General features: G+C 73.2%; 27 protein-coding genes and 1 pseudogene. 13 read left to right on the top strand and 15 right to left on the bottom strand.

Going from position 1 to position 25906, the window contains the following annotated elements; translation table 11 throughout:
• Positions 1-40 precede the first annotated feature (40 nt).
• Together Q7A36_RS09185 and Q7A36_RS09180 are read right to left on the bottom strand one after the other, a co-directional pair.
• Positions 41-463, bottom strand: a complete 423-nt coding sequence (locus Q7A36_RS09185) for an NfeD family protein (protein WP_305103385.1) — start codon at positions 461-463, stop codon at positions 41-43.
• Positions 448-1395, bottom strand: a complete 948-nt coding sequence (locus Q7A36_RS09180) for an SPFH domain-containing protein (protein WP_305103384.1) — start codon at positions 1393-1395, stop codon at positions 448-450. Before Q7A36_RS09180 ends, Q7A36_RS09185 begins: the two co-directional genes overlap by 16 nt.
• A gap of 135 nt (positions 1396-1530) precedes the next feature.
• Between Q7A36_RS09180 and Q7A36_RS09175 the strand changes: the two genes are divergently transcribed.
• Together Q7A36_RS09175 and Q7A36_RS09170 are read left to right on the top strand one after the other, a co-directional pair.
• Entirely contained in the window at positions 1531-2313 is a 783-nt protein-coding gene (locus tag Q7A36_RS09175) for an SDR family oxidoreductase (RefSeq protein ID WP_305103383.1), read from the top strand.
• Positions 2313-2756: a MaoC/PaaZ C-terminal domain-containing protein gene (locus tag Q7A36_RS09170; protein ID WP_305103382.1), complete on the top strand. Its 444-nt coding sequence runs from the start codon at positions 2313-2315 to the stop codon at positions 2754-2756. Before Q7A36_RS09175 ends, Q7A36_RS09170 begins: the two co-directional genes overlap by 1 nt.
• Here Q7A36_RS09170 and Q7A36_RS09165 read toward each other — a convergent pair whose 3' ends face one another.
• Positions 2757-4751: a sensor histidine kinase gene (locus Q7A36_RS09165; RefSeq protein ID WP_305103381.1), complete on the bottom strand. Its 1995-nt coding sequence runs from the start codon at positions 4749-4751 to the stop codon at positions 2757-2759.
• Between the two features lie 71 nt (positions 4752-4822).
• A complete protein-coding gene (hldE, locus tag Q7A36_RS09160; protein ID WP_305103529.1) occupies positions 4823-6274 on the bottom strand; it encodes a bifunctional D-glycero-beta-D-manno-heptose-7-phosphate kinase/D-glycero-beta-D-manno-heptose 1-phosphate adenylyltransferase HldE in 1452 nt (483 codons plus the stop codon).
• A 108-nt stretch (positions 6275-6382) separates the two neighbouring features.
• On the opposite strand from hldE, the gene Q7A36_RS09155 reads away from it, so the two are divergent.
• Positions 6383-7042 carry a glutathione S-transferase family protein gene (locus tag Q7A36_RS09155; protein ID WP_305103380.1) on the top strand — a complete coding sequence of 220 codons (660 nt, stop codon included), beginning with the start codon at positions 6383-6385 and terminating at the stop codon, positions 7040-7042.
• A gap of 81 nt (positions 7043-7123) precedes the next feature.
• Here the strand turns inward: Q7A36_RS09155 and fusA are convergent, their stop codons facing one another.
• On the bottom strand, positions 7124-9217 hold the full coding sequence (gene fusA / locus Q7A36_RS09150; protein WP_370655643.1) for an elongation factor G: 2094 nt from the start codon (positions 9215-9217) through the stop codon (positions 7124-7126).
• Positions 9218-9527: 310 nt separating this feature from the next.
• Here fusA and Q7A36_RS09145 point away from each other — a divergent pair, with 310 nt between their 5' ends.
• A complete protein-coding gene (locus Q7A36_RS09145; RefSeq protein ID WP_305103378.1) occupies positions 9528-10988 on the top strand; it encodes an LVIVD repeat-containing protein in 1461 nt (486 codons plus the stop codon).
• A 162-nt stretch (positions 10989-11150) separates the two neighbouring features.
• Here Q7A36_RS09145 and wrbA read toward each other — a convergent pair whose 3' ends face one another.
• The 5 genes from wrbA to uraH all read right to left on the bottom strand — a co-directional run bounded on the left by wrbA (position 11151) and on the right by uraH (position 15347).
• Positions 11151-11783 (bottom strand): NAD(P)H:quinone oxidoreductase, encoded by a 633-nt coding sequence (wrbA, locus tag Q7A36_RS09140; RefSeq protein WP_305103377.1) that lies wholly within the window; start codon positions 11781-11783, stop codon positions 11151-11153.
• A gap of 56 nt (positions 11784-11839) precedes the next feature.
• The gene (locus tag Q7A36_RS09135; protein ID WP_305103376.1) at positions 11840-12673 is read right to left on the bottom strand and encodes an arylamine N-acetyltransferase family protein; all 834 of its coding nucleotides are present in this window, start codon (positions 12671-12673) and stop codon (positions 11840-11842) included.
• 285 nt (positions 12674-12958) lie between these two features.
• The gene (locus Q7A36_RS09130) at positions 12959-14434 is read right to left on the bottom strand and encodes an amidase (RefSeq protein ID WP_305103375.1); all 1476 of its coding nucleotides are present in this window, start codon (positions 14432-14434) and stop codon (positions 12959-12961) included.
• 124 nt (positions 14435-14558) lie between these two features.
• Positions 14559-14957 carry an ankyrin repeat domain-containing protein gene (locus Q7A36_RS09125; RefSeq protein ID WP_305103374.1) on the bottom strand — a complete coding sequence of 133 codons (399 nt, stop codon included), beginning with the start codon at positions 14955-14957 and terminating at the stop codon, positions 14559-14561.
• A gap of 33 nt (positions 14958-14990) precedes the next feature.
• On the bottom strand, positions 14991-15347 hold the full coding sequence (uraH, locus tag Q7A36_RS09120) for a hydroxyisourate hydrolase (protein ID WP_305103373.1): 357 nt from the start codon (positions 15345-15347) through the stop codon (positions 14991-14993).
• Between the two features lie 111 nt (positions 15348-15458).
• Here uraH and Q7A36_RS09115 point away from each other — a divergent pair, with 111 nt between their 5' ends.
• Both Q7A36_RS09115 and Q7A36_RS41560 read left to right on the top strand, forming a co-directional pair.
• The gene (locus Q7A36_RS09115) at positions 15459-16739 is read left to right on the top strand and encodes a M20 family metallo-hydrolase (RefSeq protein WP_305103372.1); all 1281 of its coding nucleotides are present in this window, start codon (positions 15459-15461) and stop codon (positions 16737-16739) included.
• A 13-nt stretch (positions 16740-16752) separates the two neighbouring features.
• Positions 16753-17208, top strand: a pseudogene (locus Q7A36_RS41560) (HepT-like ribonuclease domain-containing protein); the annotation flags it as partial.
• A gap of 208 nt (positions 17209-17416) precedes the next feature.
• On the opposite strand, the gene Q7A36_RS09105 reads toward Q7A36_RS41560, so the two are convergent.
• From Q7A36_RS09105 to Q7A36_RS09095, 3 genes are all read right to left on the bottom strand, one after another.
• Positions 17417-18271 carry a hypothetical protein gene (locus Q7A36_RS09105; protein ID WP_305103370.1) on the bottom strand — a complete coding sequence of 285 codons (855 nt, stop codon included), beginning with the start codon at positions 18269-18271 and terminating at the stop codon, positions 17417-17419.
• A gap of 125 nt (positions 18272-18396) precedes the next feature.
• Positions 18397-18864 carry a RidA family protein gene (locus Q7A36_RS09100; protein WP_305103369.1) on the bottom strand — a complete coding sequence of 156 codons (468 nt, stop codon included), beginning with the start codon at positions 18862-18864 and terminating at the stop codon, positions 18397-18399.
• Positions 18865-19268: 404 nt separating this feature from the next.
• Complete coding sequence (locus Q7A36_RS09095) at positions 19269-20804, bottom strand: TSCPD domain-containing protein (protein ID WP_305103368.1); 1536 nt, start codon at positions 20802-20804, stop codon at positions 19269-19271.
• A gap of 172 nt (positions 20805-20976) precedes the next feature.
• On the opposite strand from Q7A36_RS09095, the gene Q7A36_RS09090 reads away from it, so the two are divergent.
• From Q7A36_RS09090 to Q7A36_RS09060, 7 genes are all read left to right on the top strand, one after another.
• Positions 20977-21336 (top strand): NADH-ubiquinone oxidoreductase subunit NDUFA12 family protein, encoded by a 360-nt coding sequence (locus tag Q7A36_RS09090; RefSeq protein WP_305103367.1) that lies wholly within the window; start codon positions 20977-20979, stop codon positions 21334-21336.
• A 25-nt stretch (positions 21337-21361) separates the two neighbouring features.
• The gene (mlaD, locus tag Q7A36_RS09085) at positions 21362-21892 is read left to right on the top strand and encodes an outer membrane lipid asymmetry maintenance protein MlaD (RefSeq protein ID WP_305103366.1); all 531 of its coding nucleotides are present in this window, start codon (positions 21362-21364) and stop codon (positions 21890-21892) included.
• Positions 21889-22107, top strand: a complete 219-nt coding sequence (locus Q7A36_RS09080; RefSeq protein WP_305103365.1) for a hypothetical protein — start codon at positions 21889-21891, stop codon at positions 22105-22107. Before mlaD ends, Q7A36_RS09080 begins: the two co-directional genes overlap by 4 nt.
• Positions 22104-22472, top strand: coding sequence for a DUF2155 domain-containing protein (locus tag Q7A36_RS09075; protein ID WP_305103364.1), 369 nt, complete (start codon positions 22104-22106; stop codon positions 22470-22472). Before Q7A36_RS09080 ends, Q7A36_RS09075 begins: the two co-directional genes overlap by 4 nt.
• Complete coding sequence (locus tag Q7A36_RS09070; protein ID WP_305103363.1) at positions 22469-23437, top strand: MBL fold metallo-hydrolase; 969 nt, start codon at positions 22469-22471, stop codon at positions 23435-23437. Before Q7A36_RS09075 ends, Q7A36_RS09070 begins: the two co-directional genes overlap by 4 nt.
• Before the next feature lie 139 nt (positions 23438-23576).
• A complete protein-coding gene (locus tag Q7A36_RS09065; protein ID WP_305103362.1) occupies positions 23577-24557 on the top strand; it encodes a Bug family tripartite tricarboxylate transporter substrate binding protein in 981 nt (326 codons plus the stop codon).
• 84 nt (positions 24558-24641) lie between these two features.
• The gene (locus Q7A36_RS09060) at positions 24642-24848 is read left to right on the top strand and encodes a hypothetical protein (protein WP_305103361.1); all 207 of its coding nucleotides are present in this window, start codon (positions 24642-24644) and stop codon (positions 24846-24848) included.
• 85 nt (positions 24849-24933) lie between these two features.
• Here Q7A36_RS09060 and Q7A36_RS09055 read toward each other — a convergent pair whose 3' ends face one another.
• Complete coding sequence (locus Q7A36_RS09055) at positions 24934-25302, bottom strand: hypothetical protein (protein WP_305103360.1); 369 nt, start codon at positions 25300-25302, stop codon at positions 24934-24936.
• Positions 25303-25349: 47 nt separating this feature from the next.
• Positions 25350-25901 (bottom strand): GNAT family N-acetyltransferase, encoded by a 552-nt coding sequence (locus Q7A36_RS09050; protein WP_305103359.1) that lies wholly within the window; start codon positions 25899-25901, stop codon positions 25350-25352.
• Positions 25902-25906: the final 5 nt, after the last annotated feature.

The following is a 25906-nucleotide window of genomic DNA, read 5'->3' as shown; positions in this document are numbered from 1 at the left end:
GTCCCTCTGCCATGGTCAACAAATCGTTATTGCTTGATCGTCACACCGGCCGCACCACCAGCACCGTCCCGTCCACGCCCTCCACCCGCACCCGCATCGGCGCCTCCGGCACCCGCACGTCCTGCGGCAGCCGTGCCGGCCAGTCGCTGTCGCCGAGCCGCACCCGCAGCTCCGGGCCGTCCATCGGCAGCAGCATGCCATGCCGCCCGACCAGCCCCGCCGCCGGCGTGTTCACCTGCGCCGACCGCCGCGGCCGCTTCAGCCGCAGCGCCAGCGCGATGCCGCCGCCGAGCAGCAGCAGGAAGACCAGCGCGGTCGCGCCCAGCCCCGGCACCGCCGCCAGCACGAAGAAGCCGGTGCCGATCGCCGCCAGCCCGACCCAGAGCAGGAAGATGCCCGGCAGCGCCAGCTCGGCCGCCAGCAGCAGCAGCCCGCCGAGGATCCAGATCAGCCCTGGTTCCATGGCCCGCTCCCCGGCACGGAGGCGGTGGCCGGCCGCGGCGGTGCGGGCGGCGGCGCGCCGCCCGCGGGCCGCAGCAGTTCCAGCGCCTGCGCGATGCCGCCCGCCAGCGCGGCCGATTCCATCGGCACCACCACCAGCTTGTTCGCGGGATTGGTGCCCAGCGCCTCGAAGGCCTTCACGTAGCGGTCGCTGATGAAGTAGCGCAGCGCCGCCTCGCCGGCGCCGGCCGCGCTCTCGGCCACCATGCGCGTCGCCGCGGCCTCCGCCTGCGCCAGCCGCTCGCGCGCCTCGGCATCGCGCATCGCGGCTTCCCGGCGCCCCTCGGCGGCGAGGATCAGCGCGGATTTCTCCCCCTCCGCCCGCACCACGGTGGCCCGCCGCTCGCGCTCGGCGGTCATCTGCAGGTTCATGGCGCGCACCAGGTTCTCCGGCGGCTCCACCTTGCGCAATTCGACGCGGCTGACCTTCACGCCCCAGGGATCGGTCGCGCCGTCCAGGATCTGCAACAGGGAGGAGTTGATGCGCTCCCGCCCGCTCAGCGTCGCATCCAGGTCCATCTCGCCGATCACGCTGCGGATATTGGTCATGGTCAGCGCGGTCAGCGCCTGCTGCAGGTTCTGCACCGCATAGGCCGCCTTGGCCGGGTCCATGATGCGATAATAGACGATCCCGTCCACCGCGACGGAGGCATTGTCGCGGGTGATCACGGACTGTTCCGGGATGTCCAGCACCACCTCCTGCACGTTCATCCGCCGCCCGATGGCATCGACGAAGGGGATGATGAGGTTCAGGCCGGGCTGCAGCAGGCGAGTGAAGGCGCCGAAGCGCTCCACCGTCCAGACCTCGCCCTGCGGCACGGTGCGCACGCCGCGCGCAGCGGTGAGCACCGCGAGCAGCAACAGGACGATGAGGACGATCTCGATGCCGGTCATCGGCGGCTCCCGGAACTCGTTCCGCGTCCAGGTAGCACACCATGCCCCGGCAAGGCACGCACGGTTGGGAGACGCGGCGGCTTGCGCGCGCGGCGCCGCCGCCTACCATCCCGGCGATTCGGGAAGGAGACGGGCATGTCGGGCAATACCTCGCCGCTGACGGTGCGGCTGGACGGCCTCAGGGTCGCCATCACCGCGGGCGCCGGCGGCATCGGCCGCGCCATGGCGGACGGCTTCGTGGCCTGCGGCGCCCGCGTCTTCCTCTGCGACGTGGACCGGGAGGCGCTGGCCGCCTCCCCCCACCCCTCCATGCTCGCGGACATGGAGACGGTCGCGGGCTGCGAAGGCTTCGTCGATGCCGCCATCGCGCATCTCGGCGGGCTCGACGTGCTGGTGAACAATGCCGGCATCGCCGGCCCGACCGCGCGGGTCGAGGACGTCACGCCCGAGGCGCTGGAGCGCACCCTCAAGATCGACCTCGAGGCCATGTTCCACTGCGCCCGCCGCGCCGTGCCGGCGCTGCGGGCCGCCGGAGGGGGTTCCATCGTCAACCTCTCCTCCGCCGCCGGGCGCTTCGGCTTCCCGCTGCGCAGCCCCTATGCCGCGGCGAAATGGGGCGTCATCGGCTTCACCAAGTCGCTCGCCATCGAGCTTGGCCCCGAGCGCATCCGGGTGAACGCCATCCTCCCGGGCCTCGTCGCCGGCGACCGCATCCGCCGCGTCATCGAGGCGAAGGCGCAGAGCAACGGCCGCAGCTTCACCGAGCAGGAGGCGGAGACGCTGAAGCCCGTCTCCCTCCGCTGCTACGTCACGCCCTGGGACATCGCCAACATGGCGCTCTATCTCTGCAGCCCCTTCGGCGCGACCATCAGCGGCCAGGCCCTGGCCGTCGACGGCGACATGCAGAGCCTCGTCTGATGCGGCCGCTGGAAAGCTTCGACGAGCTCGCGGTCGGGCAGGAATTCGAGTTCGGCAGCATCCGGATGGACCTGGAAGACATCCTCGACTTCGCCCGGCGCTGGGACCCGCAGCCCTTCCATATCGACGCGGCGGCGGCAGCGGCCGGCCCCTTCGGCGGCATCATCGCCAGCGGCCTGCACACCCAGGCCGCGGTCTTCAGCCACATCATCCGCACGGGCTGGGTGGCGAAGGTCTCGATGGGCGGCGCGGACCAGCTCGTCCGCTGGCCGGCGCCGGTGCGGCCGGGCGACGAGATCGCCGTCTCCGCCCGGATCGAGGAGCTGACGCCGAGCCGCAGCAAGCCCGACCGCGGCATCGCCAAGGTGCGCTACACCGGTCGGCGCCTCGCCGACGGCGCGGTCGTCATCGACATCCTCGGCACGCATATCCTGCGGCGCTGATCAGCCGCCGGCTTCCGGCAGGGTGATGACCACCCGCCCGCCGCGCGCCGCAGTGTCCACCGCCAGCCGCCCCCCCGCCTGCCGGACCAGCGTCGTCGCCACCCGCATGCCGAGGCCGCGCGAGGCCGCCGGGTCGAAGCCCGGCGGGAAGCCGGGCCCCTCGTCCTCGACGGCCAGCACCAGCCCCTCCGCCCTGCGCCCGAGCCGGAGCGTCACCTGGCCTGCGCCGTATTTCAGGGCATTGGTCATCAGCTCGGTCGCCACGATGCCGAGCGGCGCGAGGCGCTCCGGCGCCAGGTGCAGGCCGGGCGCGGCGACCAGCCGCAGCCCGCGCCCCTCCTGGCTCTCCGCGAGCGAGGCGCCGAGATCCTCCACCAGCCCGGCGAGGTAGTGGCCGGCGTCGGTCGCGCCCTCCGCGCTGTCCTCGTAGAGCCGGCGGTGGACCGCGGCGACGGTGCCGACCCGGCGGGCGGCGTCGCGCAGGGCCGCGGTCGCCTCCGCCGGCGCCCGCCGCGCCTGCATCAGCAGCAGGCTCAGGACGAGCTGCAGGCTGTTCTTGACGCGGTGATGGATCTCGCCGGCGAGGAATTCCTGCTGGCGCAGCAGCGCCTCCCGCTCCTCCTCCAGCCGCCGGCGGGTGGTGACGTCGATCAGCGCGCCGAGGGCCTTCCGCCGGCCCGACCCGGCCGGCAGCAGCGTGCCCTGGCCGCAGACCCAGCGCAGCGCGCCATCACCGCGGCGGATGCGGAACTCGGCGGCGAAGTCGGGGCGCTCCCCGCTGAGCGCCCGGGCCAGCGCGGCATCCAGCGCCGGCCGGTCCTCCGGCAGCACGCGGGCGCGCAGCCGCCGCCAGGCACCCGCCGGCAGCGGCCCGGGCGGGATGTCCAGCAGGGCGGAGAGGCCCTCCGACCAGCGCGCCGCATCCGCCTCCACCTCCCATTCGAAGACGCCGAGCACGGCCGCGCGCTGGGCCGCCTCCAGCCAGGCGCTCCGCTCGCGCAGCGCGACCTCCGCCTGGTCGCGCGCCTGCCGCTCGGCGGCGAGCGCGGTGCCGAGCTCGGCCACCTCCCGCAGCCGCGCGCCGGGCGCCGCGGGCTGAGCGAGGCCGCGCAGCGCCTCGGCGACGCGGCGGGCCAGCAGCAGGGCGAGGCCGAGCGCGGCGGCGACCGCGGGCAGCACCAGCCAGGCGAGCTGCCGGAGGGCCTGCCAGCGCGTGGCGTCGAAATCCGCCTCCGGCGCCAGGATGGCGACGATGTAGTCGGTGACCGGCGCCCGCGCATAGGCGAGGACCGAGGGCTCCCCGTCCATGCTGGTGGCGTTCCGGATGATCCCGTCCGGGTCGCGGCCGAACTGCGCCGCATAGGGCTGCGGCACCGGCCGGCCTGTCTGGCGGTCGTCGTTGTGGGTCCGCGCCACCACCGTCATCTGGCGGTCGACCAGCGTCGCCACCCATCCCGCCGGCAGGTGCTGCTCCTGCAGCGCGGCCAGCAGCCGCTCCCGCGGCAGGACGAGGCCGAGGGCATAGCGCACCTCCCCGCCCGGCGCCGCCCGCACCGGCACGCCGAGGACGATGCGCCGCCGGCCGGGATCGTTCCCCTCGGTGAAGTCGCCGACGCTGGTGGCGCCGGTCTCGAAGACCCGCATGACCGCCGGCGCGGCGGGCAGGCCGGCGGCGATGCGCTCGGGGGTGGCGAGGCTGCTGGCGAGTTGCCGCCCATCCGGGCCGGCGACGCCGATGATGGGCAGGTCGAGCGCCTCGGCCCGGGCGAATTCGCGGTCGATGACGCGGGCCATGGCGCGGGCGGTGCCGAGGAGCTGCTCCGTCACCTGGCGCTGCGCCGCGTCCTGCGCCTGCCAGAGGGCGAAGGCGGCCAGCCCGGCCATGGTCGCGGCGAGGCAGAGGACGAGGGCGAGCAGCGCGGCGCGCAGGCTCGGCCCGCGTGCCGCGCCGCCCCGGCCGCCCGGCCCCGCCACCCTGATCCGCCGATCGAACACCCAGACCCGCCTGAACCGTATCGGTGCATGATGCGCCGGCCCGCGGCGGCGGTCTGCCCCTCAGGTGCCGCTCACGACAATGTCGGTGCGCCCGCGAGCCGTTCGACCAGCGCCGTGGTGGACCGGCCGGGGACGAGCTCGATCAGCGCCACCTCCCCGCCCGCCGCCTGCACGAGATCGGCGCCCACCACCCGGTCGATGCTGTAGTCGGCGCCCTTGATGAGCACATCGGGCATGAGCAGGCGGATGAGCTCGAGCGGCGTGTCCTCGGCGAAGGCGACCACCGCATCCACCGCGGCGAGCGCCGAGATGACCGCGGCGCGGTCGGCGAGGCCGTTCACCGGCCGCGCCGGGCCCTTGAGCCGCGCCACGCTGGCATCGGTGTTGAGCGCGACGACCAGCCGGTCGCAGCGCCGGCGGGCGGCGCGCAGCAGCGCGACATGGCCGGCATGCAGGATGTCGAAGCAGCCATTGGCGAAGCCGACGCGCAGACCATGCGCCTGCCAGTCCCGCACCAGCCGCAGCGCCGCCGCGTGGTCGAGCAGCGCCTCCTCCCCCGGCGCGGAGCCGCTGCCGGCGCGGAGCGCGTGGCTCAGCTCATCCGCCGTGACGGTCGCGGTGCCGAGCTTGCCGACCACGATGCCGGCGGCGGCATTGGCGATACGCATCGCCTCCGGCAGCGGCTGGCCGGCGGCATGCGCCAGCGCGAGGGCGGCGATGACCGTGTCGCCGGCGCCGGAGACGTCGAAGACCTCCCGCGCCTCGGCCGGGACGGAATGCACGCCGCCCTCCGCCAGCACCAGGGTCATGCCCTTCTCGGCGCGGGTGCAGAGCAGCGCCGGCAGGCCGGCGGCCGCCATGACCTGCCGGGCGGCGGCGGCGACCTCGGCCTCCGTCCCGACCGGCATCCGGGCGGCGCGGGCGAGTTCCTTCGCATTCGGGGTGAGGCAGCCGGCGCCGCGATACTGGGCGAAGTCGTCGCTCTTCGGGTCGGCGAGCACCGGCAGCCCGAGGCGCCCCGCCGCGGCGATGGCGGCGGCGATGACCTCCGGCGCCAGCACACCCTTGGCGTAGTCGGAGAGGATGAGCGCGGCGCAGCCGGGCAGCGCGGCCTCGACCGCGGCGACCAGCGCCGCGCGCTCCGCCGCATCCGCCGCGGCCGCCACCTCGTCATCCAGCCGCACCACCTGCTGGTTGCCGGCGATGACGCGCATCTTGCAGATGGTGGGGCGGGCCGGGCTGCCGACCAGCGCATCGGCGATGCGCGGGTCCGCGGCCAGCAGGGCGCGCAATTCGGCCGCCGCCGCATCCTGCCCGACCAGGCCCACCAGCACCGCCTCCCCGCCGAGGGCGGAGATGTTGCGCGCGACATTGCCGGCACCGCCCGCCATGGCGAGCGTCCGGCCCAGCCGCACCACTGGCACCGGCGCCTCGGGCGAGATCCGGTCGACCGCGCCATAGAGGAAGCGGTCGAGCATGACGTCGCCGAGGACCAGGATGCGAAGGCGGGAGAAGTCGAGCATGGCGGCCACGCCATAGACCCTGGCGCCCGGCGGCGTCCATCCCGCCGGCTTGACGGCGCCGATGCCCCCGCCGACCGTGGCGTCGCGCATCGCCAGGGAGGAGACGCCATGCTGACGATCTACGGGTGCTACCGCTCGCGCGCCACGCGCCCGATCTGGCTGGCGATGGAGGCGGGCCTCGCCTTCCGGCATGTGCCGGTGATCCAGGCCTATCGCCTGCCGGATCCGGCGGCGCCGGACGCGCCGCTGCACACCCGCTCCCCCGCCTTCCTGGCGGTGAACCCGAACGGCCATATCCCGACGCTCGAGGATGACGGGCTGGTGCTGCACGAGTCGATGGCGCAGGTGCTCTACCTGGCCAAGCGCCATGGCGGCGCGCTGGGGCCGAACGACCTGGCCGAGGATGCCACGATGACCATGTGGGCGCTCTGGGCCGCGACCGAGGCCGAGCCGCATGCGCTGACCATCCTGTCCCACCGGGCCGGGCTGCCGCCCGACCAGCGCGACCCGGCCAGGGCGGCGGAGGCGGTGGCGGCGCTGCGGGCGCCCTTCGCGGTGCTGGACAGGGCGCTGGCCCAGGGCGGCGGCCATCCCGTGGGCGGGCGCTTCACCGCGGCCGATGTCTGCCTGGCCGAGGTGGTGCGCTACGCCCAGCCGGCGCCGGACCTGTTCGAGGCGCACCCGGCGCTCGCGGCTTGGCTGTCCGCCTGCCAGGCGCGCCCGGCCTGGCGCGCGATGATGGAGGCGCGGAACGCCGAGCCGGCCTGACCCGCCGGATCCGCCGTCCGGACATGCGAACGGCGCCGGGTTGCCCCGGCGCCGCTGCCCATACCGTCGCGGAGAAGCCGCTTACGCGGACTTCGCCATGATCTCGTCCGCGATGTTGCGCGGCACCGGATCGTAGTGGTGGAACTGCATCGAGAAGGACGCACGCCCCTTGGTCATGCCGCGGAGGTTGGAGATGTAGCCGAACATCTCCTTCAGCGGCACATGCGCCCGGACGATGACCGAGGTGCCGGCCATGTCCTGGCTCTGGATCACGCCGCGGCGGCGGTTCAGGTCGCCGACGACGTCGCCGACATGGTCCTGCGGCGTGGTGATCTCGACATCCATGATCGGCTCGAGGATCACCGGGCCGGCCTTCTTCATGCCCTCGCGGAAGCAGGCCTTGGCGGCGATCTCGAAGGCCAGGGCCGAGGAGTCGACGTCGTGGTACTTGCCGTCCACCAGGGAGTACTTGAAGTCCACCGTGGGGAAGCCGGCCAGCACGCCGGTATCGGCCTGCACCTTGATGCCCTTGTCGACCGCCGGGATGTACTCCTTCGGCACGGCGCCGCCGACCACGGCGTTGACGAACTCGATCCCCTCGTTCCGCTCCTTCGGCTCGAAGGTGATCTTCACCTCGGCGTACTGGCCCGAACCGCCCGACTGCTTCTTGTGGGTATAGGTCTCGGTATGGGACTTGGTGATCGTCTCGCGGTAGGCGACCTGCGGCGCGCCGATGTTGCAGTCCACGCCGTATTCGCGGCGCAGCCGGTCGACGATGATCTCGAGGTGCAGCTCGCCCATGCCGGAGAGGATGGTCTGGCCGGTCTCCTGGTCCGTGCGCAGGCGCAGGCTCGGGTCCTCGCCGGCCAGCTTCTGCAGGCCGAGCGACATCTTCTCCACGGCGTCCTTGGTCTTCGGCTCGACCGAGATGTCGATGACCGGGACCGGGAAGGCCATGCGCTCGAGCACCACCGGATCCTCCTGCGAGGCCAGCGTGTCGCCCGTGCCGGTGTCCTTCAGGCCGACGAAGGCCGCGATGTCGCCGGCGAAGACCTCCTTGATCTCCTCGCGCTTGTCGGCATGCATCTGGAACATGCGGCCGACGCGCTCCTTGTGGCCCTTGGTGGTATTCATCACCTGGTCGCCGGAGCGCAGCACGCCGCGATAGACGCGGACGAAGGTCAGGTTGCCGTACTTGTCGTTGATGATCTTGAAGGCGAGGCCGGCGAAGGGCTCGGTCTCGTTGGCGGGGATCACGCGGCGGTCGGCGTCCTCCTCCTGGCCCTCCTCCGGCGCGACCTTGATGCCCTCGACGTCCACCGGGCTCGGCAGGTAGTCGATGACGGCATCGAGCAGCGGCTGCACGCCCTTGTTCTTGAAGGCGGTGCCGAGCAGGACCGGGCGGAACTCGCCGGTGATGGTCCCCTTCTTGATGGCGCGCTTGAGCAGGTCGAGCGGCAGCTCCTCGTCCTCGAGGTACTTCTCCATCGCCTCGTCATCGGCGGCGGCGACGGTCTCGAGCAGCTTCGCGCGGTACTCCGCGGCCTTGTCCTTCAGGTCGGCCGGGATCTCGGTGTACTCGAACTTCGCGCCGAGCTCGTCGCCCTTCCAGATGATGGCGCGCATCTCGACCAGGTCGACGACGCCCTGGAAGGTGTCCTCGGCGCCGATCGGAAGCTGCAGGGTGACCCAGTTGATGCCGAGCTTCTCCGTCAGCGTGTCCGCCGCGCGGTAGAAGTCGGCGCCGGTGCGGTCCAGCTTGTTGACGAAGATGATGCGCGGGACGTTGTAGCGGTCGGCCAGGCGCCAGTTGGTCTCGGACTGCGGCTGCACGCCGGCCACGCCCTCGATGATGAAGATGGCGCCGTCGAGCACGCGCAGCGACCGGTTCACCTCGATGTTGAAATCGATGTGGCCAGGCGTGTCGATGATGTTGATGCGGTGGTCGTTCCACTCGGCGGTGACGGCGGCCGAGGTGATGGTGATCCCCCGCTCGCGCTCCTGCGCCATGTAATCGGTGGTGGTGTTGCCGTCGTGCACTTCGCCGATCTTGTGGGACTTGCCGGTATAGTAGAGGATCCGCTCGGTCGTCGTGGTCTTGCCGGCGTCGATATGCGCCGTGATGCCGATGTTGCGGATTCGCTCGAGCGGGGTGCGCGCCACGTGGGCCTCCATAGGCGAAGGCGGGCCCGGCCACGAGGCTATCCCCCGTGCCGCCCGCCGAACGGTCTGACTCGTCGGTGTGGTATCGCGGGGGAGATGCCCCCTTCGTCCACGGATTGCAAGCATGAACCGTCGGTCGAGGGTTGTGCGCCGCGCATTCCGGTGTTGAGCAGGGCCCCCGCGGCCCGCCGTTTCCGCCGGCGTCCGCGCCTGTGCTGCCGGCGGGGCGCGGTCGGGCCGCCCCGGCCGCCCTGTTTCAAGCGGACGGCCGGCTGATCTACCCTGCCGGAAAGCCCCGCCCAGGGGCCGGGGGAGGACATCCATGGATCGCGTCCGATCGCTCGCGCTCGCGGCGGCCTTTGCCGCGGCGCTGGCCCTGCCCGCCGCCGCCCAGACGGCGCCCGAGGCGTCCAACATGCGCCTGCTCGGCCATCACGACCTGCAGGCCCGCAGCGCCTACCAGCCCACGATCCACCGCCAGGGCGACCGCTGGATCCTCTATGTCGGGCACCACGGCGGCACGCAGGCCGAGCCGAAGCCGCTGAACCCGATGACCGGGCAGCGCGAGTTCAACGGCACCTCCATCCTCGACGTCACCGACCCGGCGAAGCCCGCTTACCTCGCCCATATCCCGGGCGAGGAAGGGCTGGACGAGGATGGCGGGGCGCAGATGGTGCGCGTCTGCGACGGCAAGGGGCTGAGCAAGGCCGACCCGGCGCGCTTCTACATGCTGCGCACCCAGGGCAATGCCGGCCACCAGGTCTTCGACGTGACCGATCCGGCGCAGCCGAAGTTGCTCGCGCGCATCCCGGCCGGACACACCCACAAGAACTGGTGGGAATGCGATACCGGCATCGCCTACCTCGTCTCCGGCAACCAGCCGCCCTGGAAGGTGCGGCGGATGACACAGGTCTTCGACCTGAACGACCCCGCGCATCCCCGCCACATCAGGGATTTCGGCCTGCCCGGCCAGCAGTTGCAGGAGGGCGAGGCGCCGAGCCAGCAGCATGGCGAGCACGGCGCCATCCCGACCGAGCTGCACGGCGGCATCTCCACCGGGCCGGTCGGCAACCGCATCTACTTCGGCTACGGCACGAACGCCGGCGGCATCGTGCAGATCGTGGACCGCCGCAAGCTGATCGAGGGGCCGGCGACGCCGACCGACGAGAACCTGCGCGCGCCCGAGGTCGGCCGCTTGGTGATGATGCCCTGGGTCGGCGCCCATACCGCCTATCCGCTGCTGCGGATGCCCATCGCCGAGTTCGCGCATGACGGCCGCGGCGCGGTGCGCGACTTCGTCATGATCGTGGACGAGGCGCTGAAGAACGAATGCCAGGACGAGGCGCGGCAGATGGTCTGGTTCGCCGACATCACCGTGGAGAGCCAGCCCATGGTCGTCTCCAACTGGACGGTGCCGGAGGTATCGGGGAATTTCTGCTCGCGCGGCGGCCGCTTCGGCTCGCATTCCTCGAACGAGAGCATGGCGCCGGTCTTCCACGGGAAGCTGGCCTTCATCGCTTTCTTCAATGCCGGCGTCCGGGCGCTCGACATCCGCAACCCCTACCAGCCGCGCGAGGTCGGGCACTACATCCCGGCCATCACCGACCGCACCGCGCCGCGCTGCGTGACGGTGGAGGGGCAGCCGCGCTGCAAGCGGGCGATCCAGACCAACAACGTCGAGACCGACGAGCGCGGCTATGTCTACATCGTCGACCGCGCCAATACCGGCGTGCACATCCTGGAGGTGACGGGCGAGGCACGGGCGATCGCCGGGATACGTTGAAAAAAGATTGGGGAGGAAAGCATTTCCTCCCCGTTGGACGCCAAGGGCGTCCAACCCCTCCTTGGTTTTCTCCGAGTCGGGACGCGCCGCGCGTCAGGTGCCAGACTCACAGAAATAGAGGTGGGGCCCGGGGAGGATACTTCCTCCCCGGACTTTTCTTCCTTAAAGCGGCGACCCGCCCTCCCCCGCGCCATGCGCCGGCGCCAGCTTCGCCGCGACCTGCGCCACGTGCCGCCCCTGGAAGCGCGCCAGCTCCAGCTCGTTCGCGCTCGGCTGCCGCTCGCCCTTGCCGCCGGCGATGGTGCTCGCGCCATAGGGCGTGCCGCCCGAGACCTCGTCCAGCACCGTCAGCCCCGCGGCGCTGTAGGGCAGCCCGACGATGACCATGCCGTGGTGCAGGAGCTGGGTATGGATCGCCATCAGCGTCGTCTCCTGCCCGCCATGCTGGCTGGCCGTGGAGGTGAAGGCCGCCCCAACCTTCCCGATCAGCGCGCCGCGCGCCCAGAGCCCGCCGGTCTGGTCCCAGAACTGCGCCATCTGCGCCGCCATGCGCCCGTAGCGCGTCGGGCAGCCGACGATGATGGCGTCGTACTGGTCGAGCTCCTGCGGGGAGGCCTCGGGCGCCGGCTGGTCGAGCTTGGCATGCGCCTTCTCCGCCACCTCGCGCGGGACGAGTTCCTGCACCCGCTTGATCACCACCTCCGCGCCGGCGCCGCGCGCGCCCTCGGCGATGGCGCCGGCCATGGTCTCCACATGGCCGTACATGGAGTAGTAGAGGACGAGGATGCGCACCATCGCCGGGACCCTTTCGCTGGTCCCGCTGAGACGCGCATGGCGCCGCCGCGGTTGCGTCAGCCCGGCGCCGGGATGCGGCCCGGCCGGTCCTCCGCCAGCGCCGCCTCCAGCGCCGCGAGCTCCCCGGGCGGCAGGGCGATGCCGAACTGCCCGCGCAGCGTCTCGCCCAGCGCCGGGCCCTCCAGCAGCGTCACGCTCTCGCCGCCCGTCGGGTCGCGCCGCGTCAGGCGGCGGTTCAGCAGCACCACCTGCTCGCCCGGTGGCGCGCGGGTGACGATGAGGTTGGCGGTGAAGATCCCGCCCGGCCGGTTCGCCACCAGCCAGTTCGCCGCGTCGATGTCCACCGCCTGCTGCGGCTCCGACCCCACTAGGTAGAGCGCGGTCCACTCGGCGCCGAGACGCGCCTTCAGCATCAGTCCGTCCGGCCGCTCCGTCAGGCGCACCGGCCCGTGCGGCGTCGGCTGCGCCGGCCCGGTGCGGAGCGCCAGCGGCGCCGTGACCGTCACCCCGCCGAAGCCGACATCGGCGAGGTGCGGCCCCTCCGGCAGGTCGACCCGCAGGACCAGGTGCGTGCGCGGCATCGCCACCTCCGCCGGCACGCCGTAGCGCACCCGCGCCAACAGCGGCGCGCTGCGGAAGCCGATGGCGCGGAGCGCCAGGGCGAAGAGCGAGTTCTGCTCGAAGCACCAGCCGCCGCGGCGGGCGCCGACCAGCTTGGCCTGCAGCCCGGCGGGGTCGAGCGCCGGCGTCCGGCCGAGCAGCGCCTCGATGCCCTCGAAGGGAATGGCGGCGGCGTGGCGGGCGATGAGGCCGCGCAGCGTGGCAAGGTCGGGCGCGGGCGGCCCCTCCCAGCCGATGCGCGCGAGATAGGCGTGCAGGTCGAATGGCATGGCGGTCAGCCTAGCCCCGCGGCGGGGCACGGCCCAGGGCCGCCGGCGCCGGCGCCTTCTTCGACGCGCCGCGCTGCCCGAAGACGCTGCTGCGCCTCACCGCCGAGGCAGGCGCGAGCGGCAATTGCGAGATGCGGAACCGGTCGCTCCTCAGCCGGCGCGCCCTGGACCGGCTCGACGAGCGGCTCCAGGCGAACCGGTGACCAGGCCTGACGGAGAGCAGCGCTGCCCGGGAGGGTGCACACCCTTCGCCCGGGCAGGATCGGGGTCATGCCGGCCCGCCGGCTACGAAGCGGGCATCGCCGCGCTGGAGAGCGGCGGCGGCGCGAAGCCGCCGAACGCCTGCGCGACCAGCCCGGCGAAGGCGATGGTCGTGCGGTCCTCGAGGAAGGGCCCGATCGCCTGCAGCCCGATCGGCAGCCCCGCCGCGCTGCGCCCGACCGGGAAGGCGGTGGAGGGCAGGCCGGGCATGGTGGAGATCCCGGCCCAGCCCAGTTGGTCGCCCTCCCGGCAAAGCGTGCCGTCGATCTCGCACATCCGCGGCGCCGGGGAATGATCGTGCGGGAGAGCGGGCAGCGCGAAGGCCGGCGCCACCACCACGTCCCAGTCGCGGAAGAACACCGACCAGCGGTGACGGAAGCCGGTGCGGATGCGGTCGGCGCGGATCCACTCGCCATGGTCCATCAGCAGGCCGCGGAGGCTGTGGGCGCGCAGGCTGTCATCCTCCGCGGCCATCGCCGCCACCGCCGCCCGGCTGCGTGACAGCACCTCGGCCGAGGCATCCGCCGCGAAGCCCGCGCTCAGCAGCCGCATATAGACCCTGGCGCCGGTCGAGAGGTCCGGCAGCAGCCCGGCATCCCGGCCCAGCCGCTTCACCTTCGGCGCCAGCCGGTCGGCGAAGCCCTCGACCGCCGCCGCCACCTCCCGCCCCAGCGGCACCAGCGGATGCTCCGTCACGACCAGCACGCGGCACTCCGCCAGGCTTTCGAAGCGCGGCGGCGGCAGCGCCAGCCGATAGCCCGCCGCCTGCGGCCCGTCCGGCCCGGCGATGACGTCGAGCAGCAGCGAGAGGTCCGCGGCGCTGCGGGCCATCGGCCCCGCCACCATCAGGTCGCTCTCGCGCGGGATGGCCGGCACCCCGGGCGGCACATGGCCGCGGACCGGCACCAGGCCGAGGCTCGGCGCATGCGCGAGGACGCCGCAGAAATGCGCCGGGACGCGGAGCGAGCCGCCGATATCGGTGCCGAGCTCGAGCGGCACGAAGCCCGCCGCCAGCGCCGCCGCCGAGCCGCCGGAGGATCCGCCCGGCGTCCGCCCGAGGTCCCAGGGGTTGCCGGTGGTGCCGTAGACCGGGTTGAAGCTCTGCCAGTCGTCCAGCATGAAAGGCACATTGGTCTTGCCGAGGATCACCGCGCCCGCCGCCCGCAGCCGCGCGACCGCCGCCGCATCCTCGGCCGGGCGCCAATCGCGGTGGCTGGGCAGGCCCCAGCTCGTCGGCAGCCCCGCGAGGTTGAAAGACTCCTTCACCGTCATGGGCAGGCCGAGCAGCGGTGCCCGCTCGCCCCGCCGGCGCGCCGCATCGGCCGCGGCCGCCTCCGCCAGCGCCGCCTCGAAGCGGCGGAGCACGACGGCGTTGATGGCGCCGTCCAGCGCCTCGATCCGGGCGATGGCGGCGCGGGTCAGGTCGAGGGAGGAGACCGTGCCGGACTCGAGCAGGGCGAGGAGCCCGGTCGCGGTGCGGTAGGCGAGGTCCTCGGGCATGGCGCGGTCCTCTCGGCTGCCGGGCCAGCTTACGCAGGCCGTGCCGGCCTGGCCCGCGCGATCTGCGGGCAGGCCTGCTCGAGTCCAGTCCGAACGCCGCGCCGGCCGGCCGGCGCGGCGCCGTCTACCGCAGGATGCGCTCGGCCTCCGCGGCGGTCTTCAGCCCCTGCGCCACCTCGGCATGCCCGGCCTCGCCGGCATGGTCCGCCGCGGTCCGGCCGGCCGCATCCTGCGACGCCGGGTCGGCGCCGCGCTCCAGCAGCAGCGCGACCGCGGCGGCATCGCCCGCGGCGGCGGCCTGCATCAGTGCGGTCGGCCGGTCGCCCTCGGCCGCCGGCAGCCCGCCGGCCTCGACCAGCAGCCGCAGCACCTCCAGCCGCCCATGCCGCGCCGCCAGAGCCACCGGGTCCGACGCGCCCTCCCCGCGCGGCCGCGCCAGGCCCGGCGCCGCCCGCAGCATGCGCGCGACCGTCGCCGCGTCGCCCGCGCGCACGGCGCGCTCGAAGATCTCCTCGTCCTGCATGGCCTCACCCTTCCCGCGCGGAAAGGGAGAACGTCAGGACCCCCGATAGGTTGTATAGCCATAGGGCGAGCAGTTCAGCGGCACGTGGTAGTGCCCCTGGCCGGCATGCAGGGTCACCCGCACCGGCACGATATCGAGATAGGGCGGGTCCTGGGTCAGGCCGCTATCGGCGAAATAGGCGCCGATGTGGAAGCGCAGCTCGTAACGGCCCGGGACGAAGCCGGCTTCGGGTAGCAGCGGCTCGCCCGCCCGGCCATCGGCATTGGTCACGACGGTGCGGAGGTGCCGCGGGTCCGGGTCCAGGCGCCAGAGCTCCACCGTCACGCCGGCCCCGGGCCGGCCGCGCGCGGTGTCGAGGACATGGGTGCTGAGATAGCTGTCATGCGCCATATGCGCCGGCTCCCGTTGGACGCACCTGCTTACCATGTCTCGCCGGCGCGGGCGCTTGACGCCCCGCGGGTCGCGCGCTCTAGCGCGTCGAAGGACCGGGACGAGGGCAGCATGGGCAGGACGGTGGCGCCGAACGCGGTGGCGGCGGTCAGCGAGCAGCGGCAATGGGACCGGCTGATGGAGATGGCGAAGCTCGGCGCCATCACCGGCGCGGACGGCTCGCCCGGCGTGAACCGCCCCTGCCTCTCGCCGCTGGACCGGGAGGCGCGGCGGCTGCTGATCGGCTGGGGCGCGGCGATCGGCCTCAGGCCCTCCATCGACGCCCTCGGCAACCTCTTCCTCCGGCAGGAGGGGACGGAGCGCGGCCTCGCCCCCGTCCTCGCCGGCAGCCACATGGACAGCCAGCCGGCCGGTGGCCGCTTCGATGGCATCTGGGGCGTGGTCGCGGCGCTCGAGGCGGTGCAGGCGCTGCACGAGGCCGGCATACGCACCCGCCGCCCGATCGAGGTCGTCGCCTGGACCAACGAGGAAGGCGGCCGCTTCGCCCCGGGCTGCATGGGCAGCATGGCCTATGCCGGCTTCCGCCCGCCGCAGAGCTGGGATGCGGTGACGGATGGCGAGGGCATCCGCTTCGGCGACGCGCTGCGCGAGCACCTGGCGCTGGAGGCCGACCTCCCCCGCCGCGGCCTCGGCGTGGTCGAGGGGCCGAAGCCGCATGCCTATGTCGAGGCGCATATCGAGCAGGGGCCGATCCTGGAGAAGGAAGGGCTCGACATCGGCATCGTCACCGGCATCCAGGGCAGCCGCTGGTTCCTCGTCGAACTGACCGGCGAGAGCGCGCATGCTGGCACCGCGCCGGTTTCGACCCGGCGCGACGCGGTGCAGGACATGGTCCGCGCCATCACCGCGCTGAACGCGCTGATGGAGGACCCGACCGACGTGCTGCGCTTCACCGTGGCGCGGATCGAGGTCGCGCCCAACAGCTCCAACAGCGTCGCCGAGACCGTCCGCTTCACCATCGACTTCCGCCACCCGGACAAGGCGGTGCTGACGGAACGCGGCGACGCCATCGAGGCGACGGTCAAGGCCGCGGTGAGGACCTGCGACGTGACGGTGACGGAGCGCTTCCACGCCCTGCCCGCGGCCTTCGCGCCGGAGGTGACCGAGGCGGTGGCGCGCGCCGCGGCGGCGCAGGGGCTCTCCGCGAAGCGCATGCCCTCCGGCGCCTTCCACGACGCGCAGTTCATGGTGCCGCTCTGCCCGACGGGCATGATCTTCGTGCCCAGCCGCAAGGGTATCAGCCACAACCCGGCGGAGTATTCCTCGCCGGAGCAATTGGCGAAGGGGGCGCGGGTGCTGGCGCAGGTGCTGGCGGAACTGGCGAACGGCTGACCGGTCGCCGCGGATGCGCGGCGGCCGCGCGATGCGCTATGCTGGGGCCATGGAGCCCGACGTCCCAGCCCTCGCCGCATCCGCCGATGCGTTGGCGGCGCTGTGCCGGCGCATATTTCGGCCTGCGCGAGGGGCCGGAAGCCCTGTTCGGCCGGCCGGTCGACCTCCTTACCTCGCCCGCGCTGAAGAACCCTTTCATCCGTGCGCGGATCGAGCGCTAGCGGCGACCTCACTTTCCGCCGGGATGATGGCCGGCGACGCGGCGAAATACCGCTGGGATGCCTGGCGGGCCGCGGAGCGGATCCGCCGCTTCACGGCCGGCCGGGACCGGGCGACCTATCCGGCGGACGATTTGCCGCGCTCAGCCGTGGAGCGGCAATTCGAGATCGGGGGCGAGGCCCTGGCCGGATTGCGCAGGGTCGATCCCGACCTCGCCGCCGCGATCCCCGACCTGCCGCGGATCATTGCCTTCCGCAATGTTCCGATCCATGGCTATGCGACGGTGGACGATGAGTTGGCCTGGGGCGTGTGGTCGAGGGGCAGGTGCCCGGGTTGTCGCCCACCCTCGCCCGTCTGCTGGACGACCAGGCCGACTGATCGAGAGCCCGCGCCGTCATCTCTTCGACGCGGTGAGGCAGGCCAGCGAGTGGCGAGTGCGCTTCGTGCATGCGTCCGGATCACGGGCCCACAGGCTTTGTTGCGTCAGCCTCCGCTCCCCGCCTGGCGGGGTGGCCGCGGAGGCCATCCCATGCCGCCTGCAGGCGTTCCACGAAGTGTCGGACGCGAGCAAACCACGCCGGCACGCGCCAGTCTTCAGGCCCGTTCCCGGACGGCGGTTTGAATTTGAGGTCCCTCTTGAGGCAGCAGATCCGCTGCCAGAGCACGTCCTGCGGGGTTCCCGAGGCATCCTGCCCATTCAGCGTCGAAAGAACGGCCCGCCAAGCCTTCGCCAGGATCAGGGGCGCGCTGCGATGGATCTCCTGCCGCCGGGCACGCAAACGCTTCAACTCCTCGGTCGGCAACGCCATGCAGTCCGGTTTACAGCTGCTCCCCTCCGGGCTCAGACTGACCGTTCGAAAGAAGCGGACATCTTCGGCCAGCGTCTGATACTGCCTTCCCGTATTGCAGTGGTCGTTGGCCCGCTTCTCCGGGTCGATCGCCTTGCCAATGGCGGTCGCGACCCCGCTGACCAGGGCCGCCCATCCCAACAAGCTGAAAACGGTGCGGTCTGCGGGTTTCGTGGGTTCGGTGGGGGAGCCGGAGTTCTGCTTCGTGCCGGCAACCGCCGCGGACGGGGCGGTGCTCGCCACCGACGTGGCGATGGTTGCGCCGCTCGATGTGCCGAAGCCCGCGATCACCACCGTGAGCACGAGAGCCCGCCTTTCCCAGACCTCGGCTGCCTTGAAGTGGCCGACGGTCGCGATCAGCGAGTCTAGTTCAATCGCCTCGGCCTCGCGGTGGAGGGCCTCGCCTTTGCCCTCCTTTCGGCCGCCCTGGACTTCCTCCGGACTGCCTTCTCCGCTTCCGCTCATGCCCGGTCTCCTCCGAGGCGTTGCATGCCTGGGAAGAAACTGTGCGATCATGAAACCCTGGGGCTGTCACCAAGCGCACACAGCATCATTGGGGTATCAACCCTCAACTGCGGTGCGCCCCCGGGTCACCCGACCTCGAACATCCCCTCGACCTCCACCGCCGCATCGCCGGGCAGCGAGGGCACGCCGATGGTCGTCCGGGCATGCCGCCCGGCCTCGCCGAAGACCTCGACCGCGAGGTCGGAGGCGCCATTCATCACGACGGCATGCTGGGTGAACTCGGCCGGCGCGGCGATGAAGCCGCCGAGGCGCACCACCCGCGTGACGCGGTCGAGGTCGCCGCCGCAGGCGGCCTTCACCTGCGCGAGCAGGTTGACGAAGCAGAGCCGGGCGGCGGCCTTGCCGTCCTCGACCGAGACGCCGGCCCCCACCTTGCCGGCATAGGCGATCTTGCCTTCCTGCAGCGGGATCTGGCCGGAGACGACGACGAGGTTCCCCGTCACGTTGAAGGGGATGTAGTTCGCCACCGGCGCCGCCGGCTGCGGCAGGGTGATGCCGAGTTCCTTGAGCCGCGCCTCGATCCTGCCCGCCATGGCATCCTCCGCAATCCTGTCTGCCGCCCCGTCATGGCCGGGCCGCGCGCCGGCCACAAGCCCCACGGATTGTTCCTATTTCGTTCGCGTTTTCGGTCGGCTTGCTGTAGGCTGGCCTATGGGTCGGCATGGTGCCGGCGGCGGAGGCGCGCATGCGGCGGCGAGCCGGAGACGGAGCGACGAAGAACCGGCCGGGCCATGCCCGCCCGGGTGGGCGTCCCGGCACCAGGCCGGGCGAAGCCAGGCTCGGGCCTTACCCACACGCCATCCGCGCCACCGCCCCTGCCCCGCGCCGCCGCGCCACGATCCCGCCGCAATCCGGGCCGGGACTTTGTCCGAAAACGCCCCGTCGACGCCTTTGCGCTGTGGAATCCGCGGCTCCGGGGCGGCCGCCCGGACGCCTCCTACCCCACGACCCGCAGCGAGCGGCGCCGCCCGCGCGGCGTCGCCGCCGTCGGCAGGTCGAGTGGCAACAGCGGTGCGACCTGCGCCGCCTGCCCCACCGTATCCCCCAGGCAATCCTCCTCGGAGGGCTGCGGCAGGTCGCGGCGGCCGAGATAGTCCAGCGCCAGCCGCCGGAAGGCCCAGTCGAGCACCGAGGTCGCCCGCGGGATGGCCGGGTCGCCCTCCACCGCGCCGGCGGGGCCGAAGCGGGTATAGGCGAAGGCCTCGACATACTCGGCCAGCGGCACGCCCCGCTGCAGGCCGAGCGAGACGGACTGCGCGAAGGCATCCATCAGGCTGCGGAAGGCCGCGCCCTCCTTCGACAGGGTGAAGGCGATCTCCAGCAGCCGCCCCTGCGCGTCCTCGGCGGTGCGCAGCGCGACCCGATGGCCGCCGACCGTGACATGCAGCGTGGTGCCGGCATGCCGGCGGATCGCCGCGGCCGGCTTCGGCAGCGGCTTCGCCGGGGCCGGCAGGGCGATCGGGGCCGGCGGCGCGACATGCAGGAAGGGGGCGACGGCCTGCCGCATCGCCTCCCGCGCCGTCTCGGCGACCGGGCCGAGGAGTTCCGCCGCCCGCTCGGGGCCGAGCAGCCGCGCCGCGCGGGTCGGCAGCTCGGCCGGGCCCTCGGCGGTCAGCACGCTGCGGGTCGGGCCGGCGGCAGGGGCGATGCCGGCGGTCCCGGCGCCGAGCAGCGCCTCCACCGCATCGGCCGGGGCGAGGGAGACCAGCGCCTGGTGCCGCAGGCCGGGCGAGGCGGCGGCGGCATCGAGCGCGGCGCGGGCCGCGGCGGCGAGGCCGGGCAGCACCGTCTCCCCCGCCGGGGCGGGCCAGAGCAGCGCGACCGGCTCCCGCGCCCCGAGCCGGGCGGCGAGGCGGCCCGATTCCGCCTCGGCCGCGCCGCGGGTGAGCGCGGCCAGCGCCGAGGCCACGTCGCGCGCGGCCGGCGAGTCGTAGGCGAGGCCGAGCGCGGCCAGCAGCCCCGCGAGGTCGGCGAAGCCGAGCCGCAGGCGCAGCGCCTTGCCGGCGCCGAGCGCGTCCATCGTCCGGACCGCGAGGGCGCAGGCCTCGGCGTAGCCCTCGAGGTCGAAGCCGCCCTCGGGCTCGAGGAAGGCCGGCAGGTTCAGCACGAAGCGCGGCGGCTCCGCGGGCGCGCCGCGCGCCACCTTCGGCTCGCCGCGCCAGGCCTCGACGCCCGGGGCGCCGCGGCGGGTCAGCAGCAGGGCGCGCAGCCCCTCGGCGAGCCGCCTTCCCTCTGCCGCATCGAACAGCCCGGCCTTCTGGCCGCGCGACGCCGCGCGGAGGATCCAGGCCTCGGCCAGGCGGGGCAGCGCCGCCGGCCCCTCCCCCGGCGCGAGGGCGGCGAGGGCCTCGGCCGCCTCCCTCTCCCAGCCGGAGGGCAGGGCGACGGGACGGAGCGGGGCGTCGGGATCGGCGCCGGCGCGGCTCCGGCGCAGCGCGACCCCTTCCCACAAGGTGCCATGGATGCGTGCCATGGCCCGATGCTAGGGGGACCGTTGCAGCAAGGAAAGCCAGATCTGGTGATTCTTTTCGCGACGGACCGCAACATGCTGTGGATAGCGGGGAGAACCGCGGCACTTTGCACCGCAGCAGGCGTTATGCGATTGTGCCCTCGCGCGCCGGCCCCTGAGGAGCTATCTCGGCCCCATGTCCTTCCTGCTTCGCCTCACCTCGCCCCTCAGGGGGCGCAAGGTCGGCACCGACCGCTTCGGCAATATCTATTACGAAGCCAAGACCAGCCAGCCGATCTACGACCGGCCGCGGCGCTGGGCGATCTATGCCGGCGGCGGGCGCGAGCCGACCGTCGTGCCGCCGGAATGGCATGCCTGGCTGCACCACACCGTGCCCGCGCCGCTGGCCGAGCAGAAGCGCCACCCCTGGCAGCAGGAGCACCGGCCGAACCTGACCGGCACCCCGCATGCCTATCGTCCGGCCGGCCATGACTATGTCGGCGGCACGCGCCGCATCACCGGCGGCGACTACGAGGCCTGGACACCGGGGTCGTGACGCGGCCGCACGGATACTGACCGCCATGAAGGGACGCAGTCTCGCCGAGGTCGGCGCGGGCGCGGCCGTGCTGCTCGTCGCCGCCGTCTTCCTCGTCTATGCGGTGCTGCACAGTGGCCGCGGCGCGGTGACGGCGGAGGGCATGCAGCTCACCGCCGGCTTCGACCGCATCGACGGCCTGGCCAATGGCGCCGATGTGCGCATCGCCGGCGTCAAGGTCGGCACCGTCACCGACAGCCGCATCGATCCGACGAGCTTCGCCGCGGTGCTGACGCTGAAGGTGGACCGCAGCCTGAAGCTGCCGGCGGATACCTCGGCCGAGATCACCTCGGAGGGGCTGCTCGGCGGCAAGTATGTCTCGCTGGTGCCGGGCGGCAGCGACAAGCTGCTGGCCGATGGCGGCCGCATCACGGAGACGCAGGGCTCGGTCAGCCTTGAATCGCTCCTCGGCCGGTTCATCTTCTCGGTCACGCAGATGAACGGCAATGCGCAGCAGCAGGGCGGCGGCGCCGCCCAGGGCCAGGGCGCGGCGGCGGGCGCGGGCGCGACGCGATGAGCCTCGCCCCGCCCGAGACCTGGCCGGGCGCCGATGGCGCGCCCCTCTCCTGCCGGGAGAAGCTGAAGGTCCTCGCCGAGAACCACGCGGAGCTCGCGCAGGTGATGCGCGACGCCTTCGAGGACGCGGTGCTGATGGGCGTGGATGAGGCCGCGATGCGCCGCATCCTCGCCGGACTGGTCGAGGCGCTGCCCTCCCCGAAGCGCCGGGCATGAGGCGCGCGGTCCTGGCGGCGCTGCTGCTGGCCGCGCCCTGCCTGGCGAGCGCACCGGCAGCGGCGCAGGAATGGGAGCCGAAGCGCACGGCCGAGCTGCAGATGCTCGACAAGGTGACGGCGCGCGTCTCCGTGCTGCAGGCGACCGTCGGGCAGCCGGCGCAATACAATACCCTGACCATCGCGGTGCGCGCCTGCAACGCCCGGCCGGTCGGCGAGGTGCCGGATGCCGCGGCCTGGATGGAGATCACCGACAGCCGCAAGCCCGACGAGCCGGCCTTTCGCGGCTGGATGTTCGCCAATGCGCCGGGCGTCAGCATGCTGGAGCATCCCGTCTATGACGTGCGGGTGCTGGACTGCAAATGAGCCCGCCGGCGCGGCCGGCCCACCACACGGACCACGGCTTCCGCAACCCCTATGACGACACGGTGCGGACGCTGCGCGACGTCTGGCGCTGGCGGCGCGAATCGACCCCGGCGCCCTGGCCCGCCTGGATCGAGGACCCGCCGCAGCCGGCGCCCCCGCGCCTCGGGCCGGACCGCATCGCCGCGACCTTCATCGGCCATGCCAGCTTCCTGCTGCAACTGGGCGGGCGCTGCCTGCTGCTCGACCCCATCTGGTCGGCGCGCGCCAGCCCCCTGCCCTTCGCTGGGCCGAAGCGCGTGCGGGCGCCGGGCCAGCGGCTCGAGTCCCTGCCGGGCTGCGACCTGCTGCTGGTCAGCCACAACCACTACGACCATCTCGACCTGCCGACGCTGCGCGCGGTGCGGCGGCGGTGGGCACCGCCGGTGGTCACCGGCCTCGGCAATGCGCGACACCTGGCCAAGGCCGGGATTCACGGCGCGCGGGAGCTGGACTGGTGGCAGCATGCGGAGGTCGCGGGGCTGCGGGTCACCTATGTGCCGGCGCAGCATTTCTCGGCGCGCACGCCGTGGGACCGCAATCGCAGCCTCTGGGGCGGCTTCATCCTCGAGGCACCGGGCGCCTGCGTCTATGTCGCGGGCGACAGCGGCTGGTGCCCCTATTTCGAGCAGATCGGCCGGCGCTTCCCGCGCATCGACCTCGCGCTGCTGCCGATCGGCGCCTATGCCCCGCGCTTCTTCATGCGCACCCAGCACATGGACCCGGCGGAGGCGGTCAAGGCGCATCGCGCGCTCGGCGCCCGGCGCAGCATCGGCATGCATTTCGGCACCTTCGGCGGGCTGACCGACGAGCCGATCGGCGAACCGGCCGAATGGCTGGCGCGGGCGAAGGCGGAGCAGGGCGTCGCCGAGGATGCCTTCGTCACCCTGCCCTTTGGCGCGACGCTGGACCTGCCGGCCGGCGGCTGACGCGGTAGCCGGGCGCCACCTGCCGCCCGTCCCGCTTCCGATGCACGGGACGAGGCGGCGACGGCGGGCCGGAGCGCTTCACGCCGGGCCCGGCACCTGCTCTGCTGCGCGCAACGAGACCACAGGGGAGGAATCACCCATGCGCCGCCGGAGCCTCGCGCTCGCCACCCTCGCCTCCCTGCTGCCGGCCGCGGCCGGGGCCTTCCCCGACCGCCCGATTACGCTGGCCACCGGCTATGCGCCGGGCGGCAGCACCGACATCGCGGCGCGCATCCTGGCGGACCGGCTGCCGGCCTATCTGGGGCCGGAGGCGCGGGTGGTGGTGGAGAACCGCCCGGGCGCCGCCGGCGCCATCGCCACGGAATGGCTGAAGCGCCAGCCCGCCGATGGCCATACGCTGATGGTGACCGAGACCGGCGCCGCAGCCGCCGCGCCCGCCGCCATGGTCGGCGGCACGCGCTACGACCCGGTCACCGACTTCACCCATATCGGCCTGATCAGCACGCCGCCCGCCGTGCTGGTGGTGACCGAGCGCTTCCCCGGCGACACGCCGGCGGAGGCCTTGCAGGCGCTCCGCACCGCGCCGCCGGACCGGCTGACCTATGCCAGTTCCGGCGTCGGCGGGGTGCTGCACCTGCAGGCGGAGATGCTCGCGCAGGCCTTCGGTACGCGCTACGTCCATGTGCCCTATCGCAGCGGCGCGCAGATGCTGCAGTCGATCCTGACCGGGGAGTCCCAGTTCGGCGTTGCCGCGCTCGCCTCCGCCGTGCCTCTGATGCGGGAGGGCAAGGTGCGCGGCATCGCCATGCTGGGCGACCGGCGCTTCCCGCTCTTCCCCGACATCCCGACGCTCGGCGAGCTTGGCGTGCCGGGCTTCGAGAATGGCGGCTTCTTCATGCTGATCGCGCCGGCCGGCCTGCCGCCGGCGGTGGCGGAGGCGCTGAACCGCGCCCTGAATGGCGTGCTGGCCGAACCGCCGGTGCGCGAGCGCCTGCTGAGCGCGGGGCACGCGCCGCCGGCCGGCCCGAACGGCCTGGCGGAGACGCGCGCCTTCATGGTGCGGGAGTTCGAGAAGATGAAGGCGATCGTGGCGAAGACGGGGGTGACCCTGCAGCCCTGAGGCGGAAGCGGTGCCACCACGTGCCACCCTGCGGCGTTATCGCCCGGCCTGCCGGCAGCTCCGGCGGGCGCAGGAGGAACCCTCATGACCGGCAAGCACGGCACCGACCACCAGAAGCAGGGTGGCCAGCAGCAGGGCCAGCAGAACCGCGGCCAGATGGCGCAGGACGACCGGCGGCAGGAGAGCGGCCGCGCCGCCGGCACGCCGCCGACCCAGGACCAGCAGGCCGACCGGCAGAGCCATCAGATGCAGCGGGACAAGGCCGGGAAGGGCAAGGACAGCCCGGCCTGACGGGAAGGGGCGGGGCCGCGGCGCCCCGCCCGCGCCGTTGCGTGCGATGCCGGCCCGCGGAGGCCGGGACGGCTGCAGGCCGGCATCAGGCCTCGAAGACGGCCGGGCGCAGGCGCAGCGCCTGCCGCGGCACCGGGGTCCAGCCGCGGGCGCGGATCACCGCATTGCTCTCCACCGGCCTCCGCCCCTCGGCGAGCGACCAGGTGACGTGCCAGGTCGAGCCGTCCGGGCGGCGGGTGGTGCCGTCGATCTCGACCACCAGCGCCTGCACGCCGGCCCCGTCATCGGCCAGGCCGACCACTGCGCCCTCCTCCGGCGGCGGCCGCGGGAAGTCCGGCTGCACGCCCGCGCGCAGCGTCACATGGTGCGCGATCACCCGCGGATAGGCCGGCGGGACCAGGGCGAGCAGGCGCTCGCGGTCCTCCGCCTCCAGCAGCCAGCCGGCGACATGCATCCCCTGCCCTCCTCCGGCGCAGGAAACGCCCGGGGACCGCATCCGGATCAGGCCTTGCGGAGGCTCTCGTAGACCATCATGCGGCGGCCCCGGTAGAGGAACTCGTCGCATTCGGTCATGCCGATATCCTGCAGCACGAGGCGCGAGGCGACATTCTCCGACCAGGCGACGCCGATGATGCGCGCGAGGCCGGCGCGATGGCCGAATTCCAGGCCGGCCTTCGCCGCCTCCCGCGCATAGCCCTTGCCGCGGCATTCCGGCCAGAGCGCGAAGCGCATGGCGACGCCGCGCCCGTCCGGCCGCTCCATCAGGCCGGCGATGCCGAGGAACTCGCCCGTCTCGGTCTCGAAGACGCACCAGGTGCCGTAGCCCCGCACCCGCCAGAACTCGATGTCATCCTCGAGCTCGTCGCGGGTGCGTTCCGGCGTGCGGGTGCCGTGCAGCATCAGCTCGAAGACGCGCGTGTCGCCCTTCAGGCGGATGAGGTCGGGCAGGTTCTCCTTGTCCGGGGGGACGAGGGTGAGGCGCGGCGTCCGCACGACCCGCCCCGGCATCGGGATGGGCGGCGCAACGCGCATGGCCGGACCGGCGCCATCCATCCCCG

Source organism: Paracraurococcus lichenis, from assembly GCF_030657435.1.
Classification (GTDB): domain Bacteria; phylum Pseudomonadota; class Alphaproteobacteria; order Acetobacterales; family Acetobacteraceae; genus Paracraurococcus; species Paracraurococcus lichenis.
The sequence above is the reverse complement of the archived record's forward strand: the minus strand, read 5'-3'. Positions and strand labels throughout refer to the sequence as shown.

Coding starts and splice junctions, on each gene's coding strand:
- Q7A36_RS09185 (WP_305103385.1), bottom strand. CDS start 463: ATGGAACCAGGGCTGATCTGGATCCTCGGCGGGCTGCTGCTGCTGGCG.
- Q7A36_RS09180 (WP_305103384.1), bottom strand. CDS start 1,395: ATGACCGGCATCGAGATCGTCCTCATCGTCCTGTTGCTGCTCGCGGTG.
- Q7A36_RS09175 (WP_305103383.1), top strand. CDS start 1,531: ATGTCGGGCAATACCTCGCCGCTGACGGTGCGGCTGGACGGCCTCAGG.
- Q7A36_RS09170 (WP_305103382.1), top strand. CDS start 2,313: ATGCGGCCGCTGGAAAGCTTCGACGAGCTCGCGGTCGGGCAGGAATTC.
- hldE (WP_305103529.1), bottom strand. CDS start 6,274: ATGCTCGACTTCTCCCGCCTTCGCATCCTGGTCCTCGGCGACGTCATG.
- Q7A36_RS09155 (WP_305103380.1), top strand. CDS start 6,383: ATGCTGACGATCTACGGGTGCTACCGCTCGCGCGCCACGCGCCCGATC.
- fusA (WP_370655643.1), bottom strand. CDS start 9,217: ATGGAGGCCCACGTGGCGCGCACCCCGCTCGAGCGAATCCGCAACATC.
- Q7A36_RS09145 (WP_305103378.1), top strand. CDS start 9,528: ATGGATCGCGTCCGATCGCTCGCGCTCGCGGCGGCCTTTGCCGCGGCG.
- wrbA (WP_305103377.1), bottom strand. CDS start 11,783: ATGGTGCGCATCCTCGTCCTCTACTACTCCATGTACGGCCATGTGGAG.
- Q7A36_RS09135 (WP_305103376.1), bottom strand. CDS start 12,673: ATGCCATTCGACCTGCACGCCTATCTCGCGCGCATCGGCTGGGAGGGG.
- Q7A36_RS09130 (WP_305103375.1), bottom strand. CDS start 14,434: ATGCCCGAGGACCTCGCCTACCGCACCGCGACCGGGCTCCTCGCCCTG.
- Q7A36_RS09125 (WP_305103374.1), bottom strand. CDS start 14,957: ATGCAGGACGAGGAGATCTTCGAGCGCGCCGTGCGCGCGGGCGACGCG.
- uraH (WP_305103373.1), bottom strand. CDS start 15,347: ATGGCGCATGACAGCTATCTCAGCACCCATGTCCTCGACACCGCGCGC.
- Q7A36_RS09115 (WP_305103372.1), top strand. CDS start 15,459: ATGGGCAGGACGGTGGCGCCGAACGCGGTGGCGGCGGTCAGCGAGCAG.
- Q7A36_RS09105 (WP_305103370.1), bottom strand. CDS start 18,271: ATGAGCGGAAGCGGAGAAGGCAGTCCGGAGGAAGTCCAGGGCGGCCGA.
- Q7A36_RS09100 (WP_305103369.1), bottom strand. CDS start 18,864: ATGGCGGGCAGGATCGAGGCGCGGCTCAAGGAACTCGGCATCACCCTG.
- Q7A36_RS09095 (WP_305103368.1), bottom strand. CDS start 20,804: ATGGCACGCATCCATGGCACCTTGTGGGAAGGGGTCGCGCTGCGCCGG.
- Q7A36_RS09090 (WP_305103367.1), top strand. CDS start 20,977: ATGTCCTTCCTGCTTCGCCTCACCTCGCCCCTCAGGGGGCGCAAGGTC.
- mlaD (WP_305103366.1), top strand. CDS start 21,362: ATGAAGGGACGCAGTCTCGCCGAGGTCGGCGCGGGCGCGGCCGTGCTG.
- Q7A36_RS09080 (WP_305103365.1), top strand. CDS start 21,889: ATGAGCCTCGCCCCGCCCGAGACCTGGCCGGGCGCCGATGGCGCGCCC.
- Q7A36_RS09075 (WP_305103364.1), top strand. CDS start 22,104: ATGAGGCGCGCGGTCCTGGCGGCGCTGCTGCTGGCCGCGCCCTGCCTG.
- Q7A36_RS09070 (WP_305103363.1), top strand. CDS start 22,469: ATGAGCCCGCCGGCGCGGCCGGCCCACCACACGGACCACGGCTTCCGC.
- Q7A36_RS09065 (WP_305103362.1), top strand. CDS start 23,577: ATGCGCCGCCGGAGCCTCGCGCTCGCCACCCTCGCCTCCCTGCTGCCG.
- Q7A36_RS09060 (WP_305103361.1), top strand. CDS start 24,642: ATGACCGGCAAGCACGGCACCGACCACCAGAAGCAGGGTGGCCAGCAG.
- Q7A36_RS09055 (WP_305103360.1), bottom strand. CDS start 25,302: ATGCATGTCGCCGGCTGGCTGCTGGAGGCGGAGGACCGCGAGCGCCTG.
- Q7A36_RS09050 (WP_305103359.1), bottom strand. CDS start 25,901: ATGGATGGCGCCGGTCCGGCCATGCGCGTTGCGCCGCCCATCCCGATG.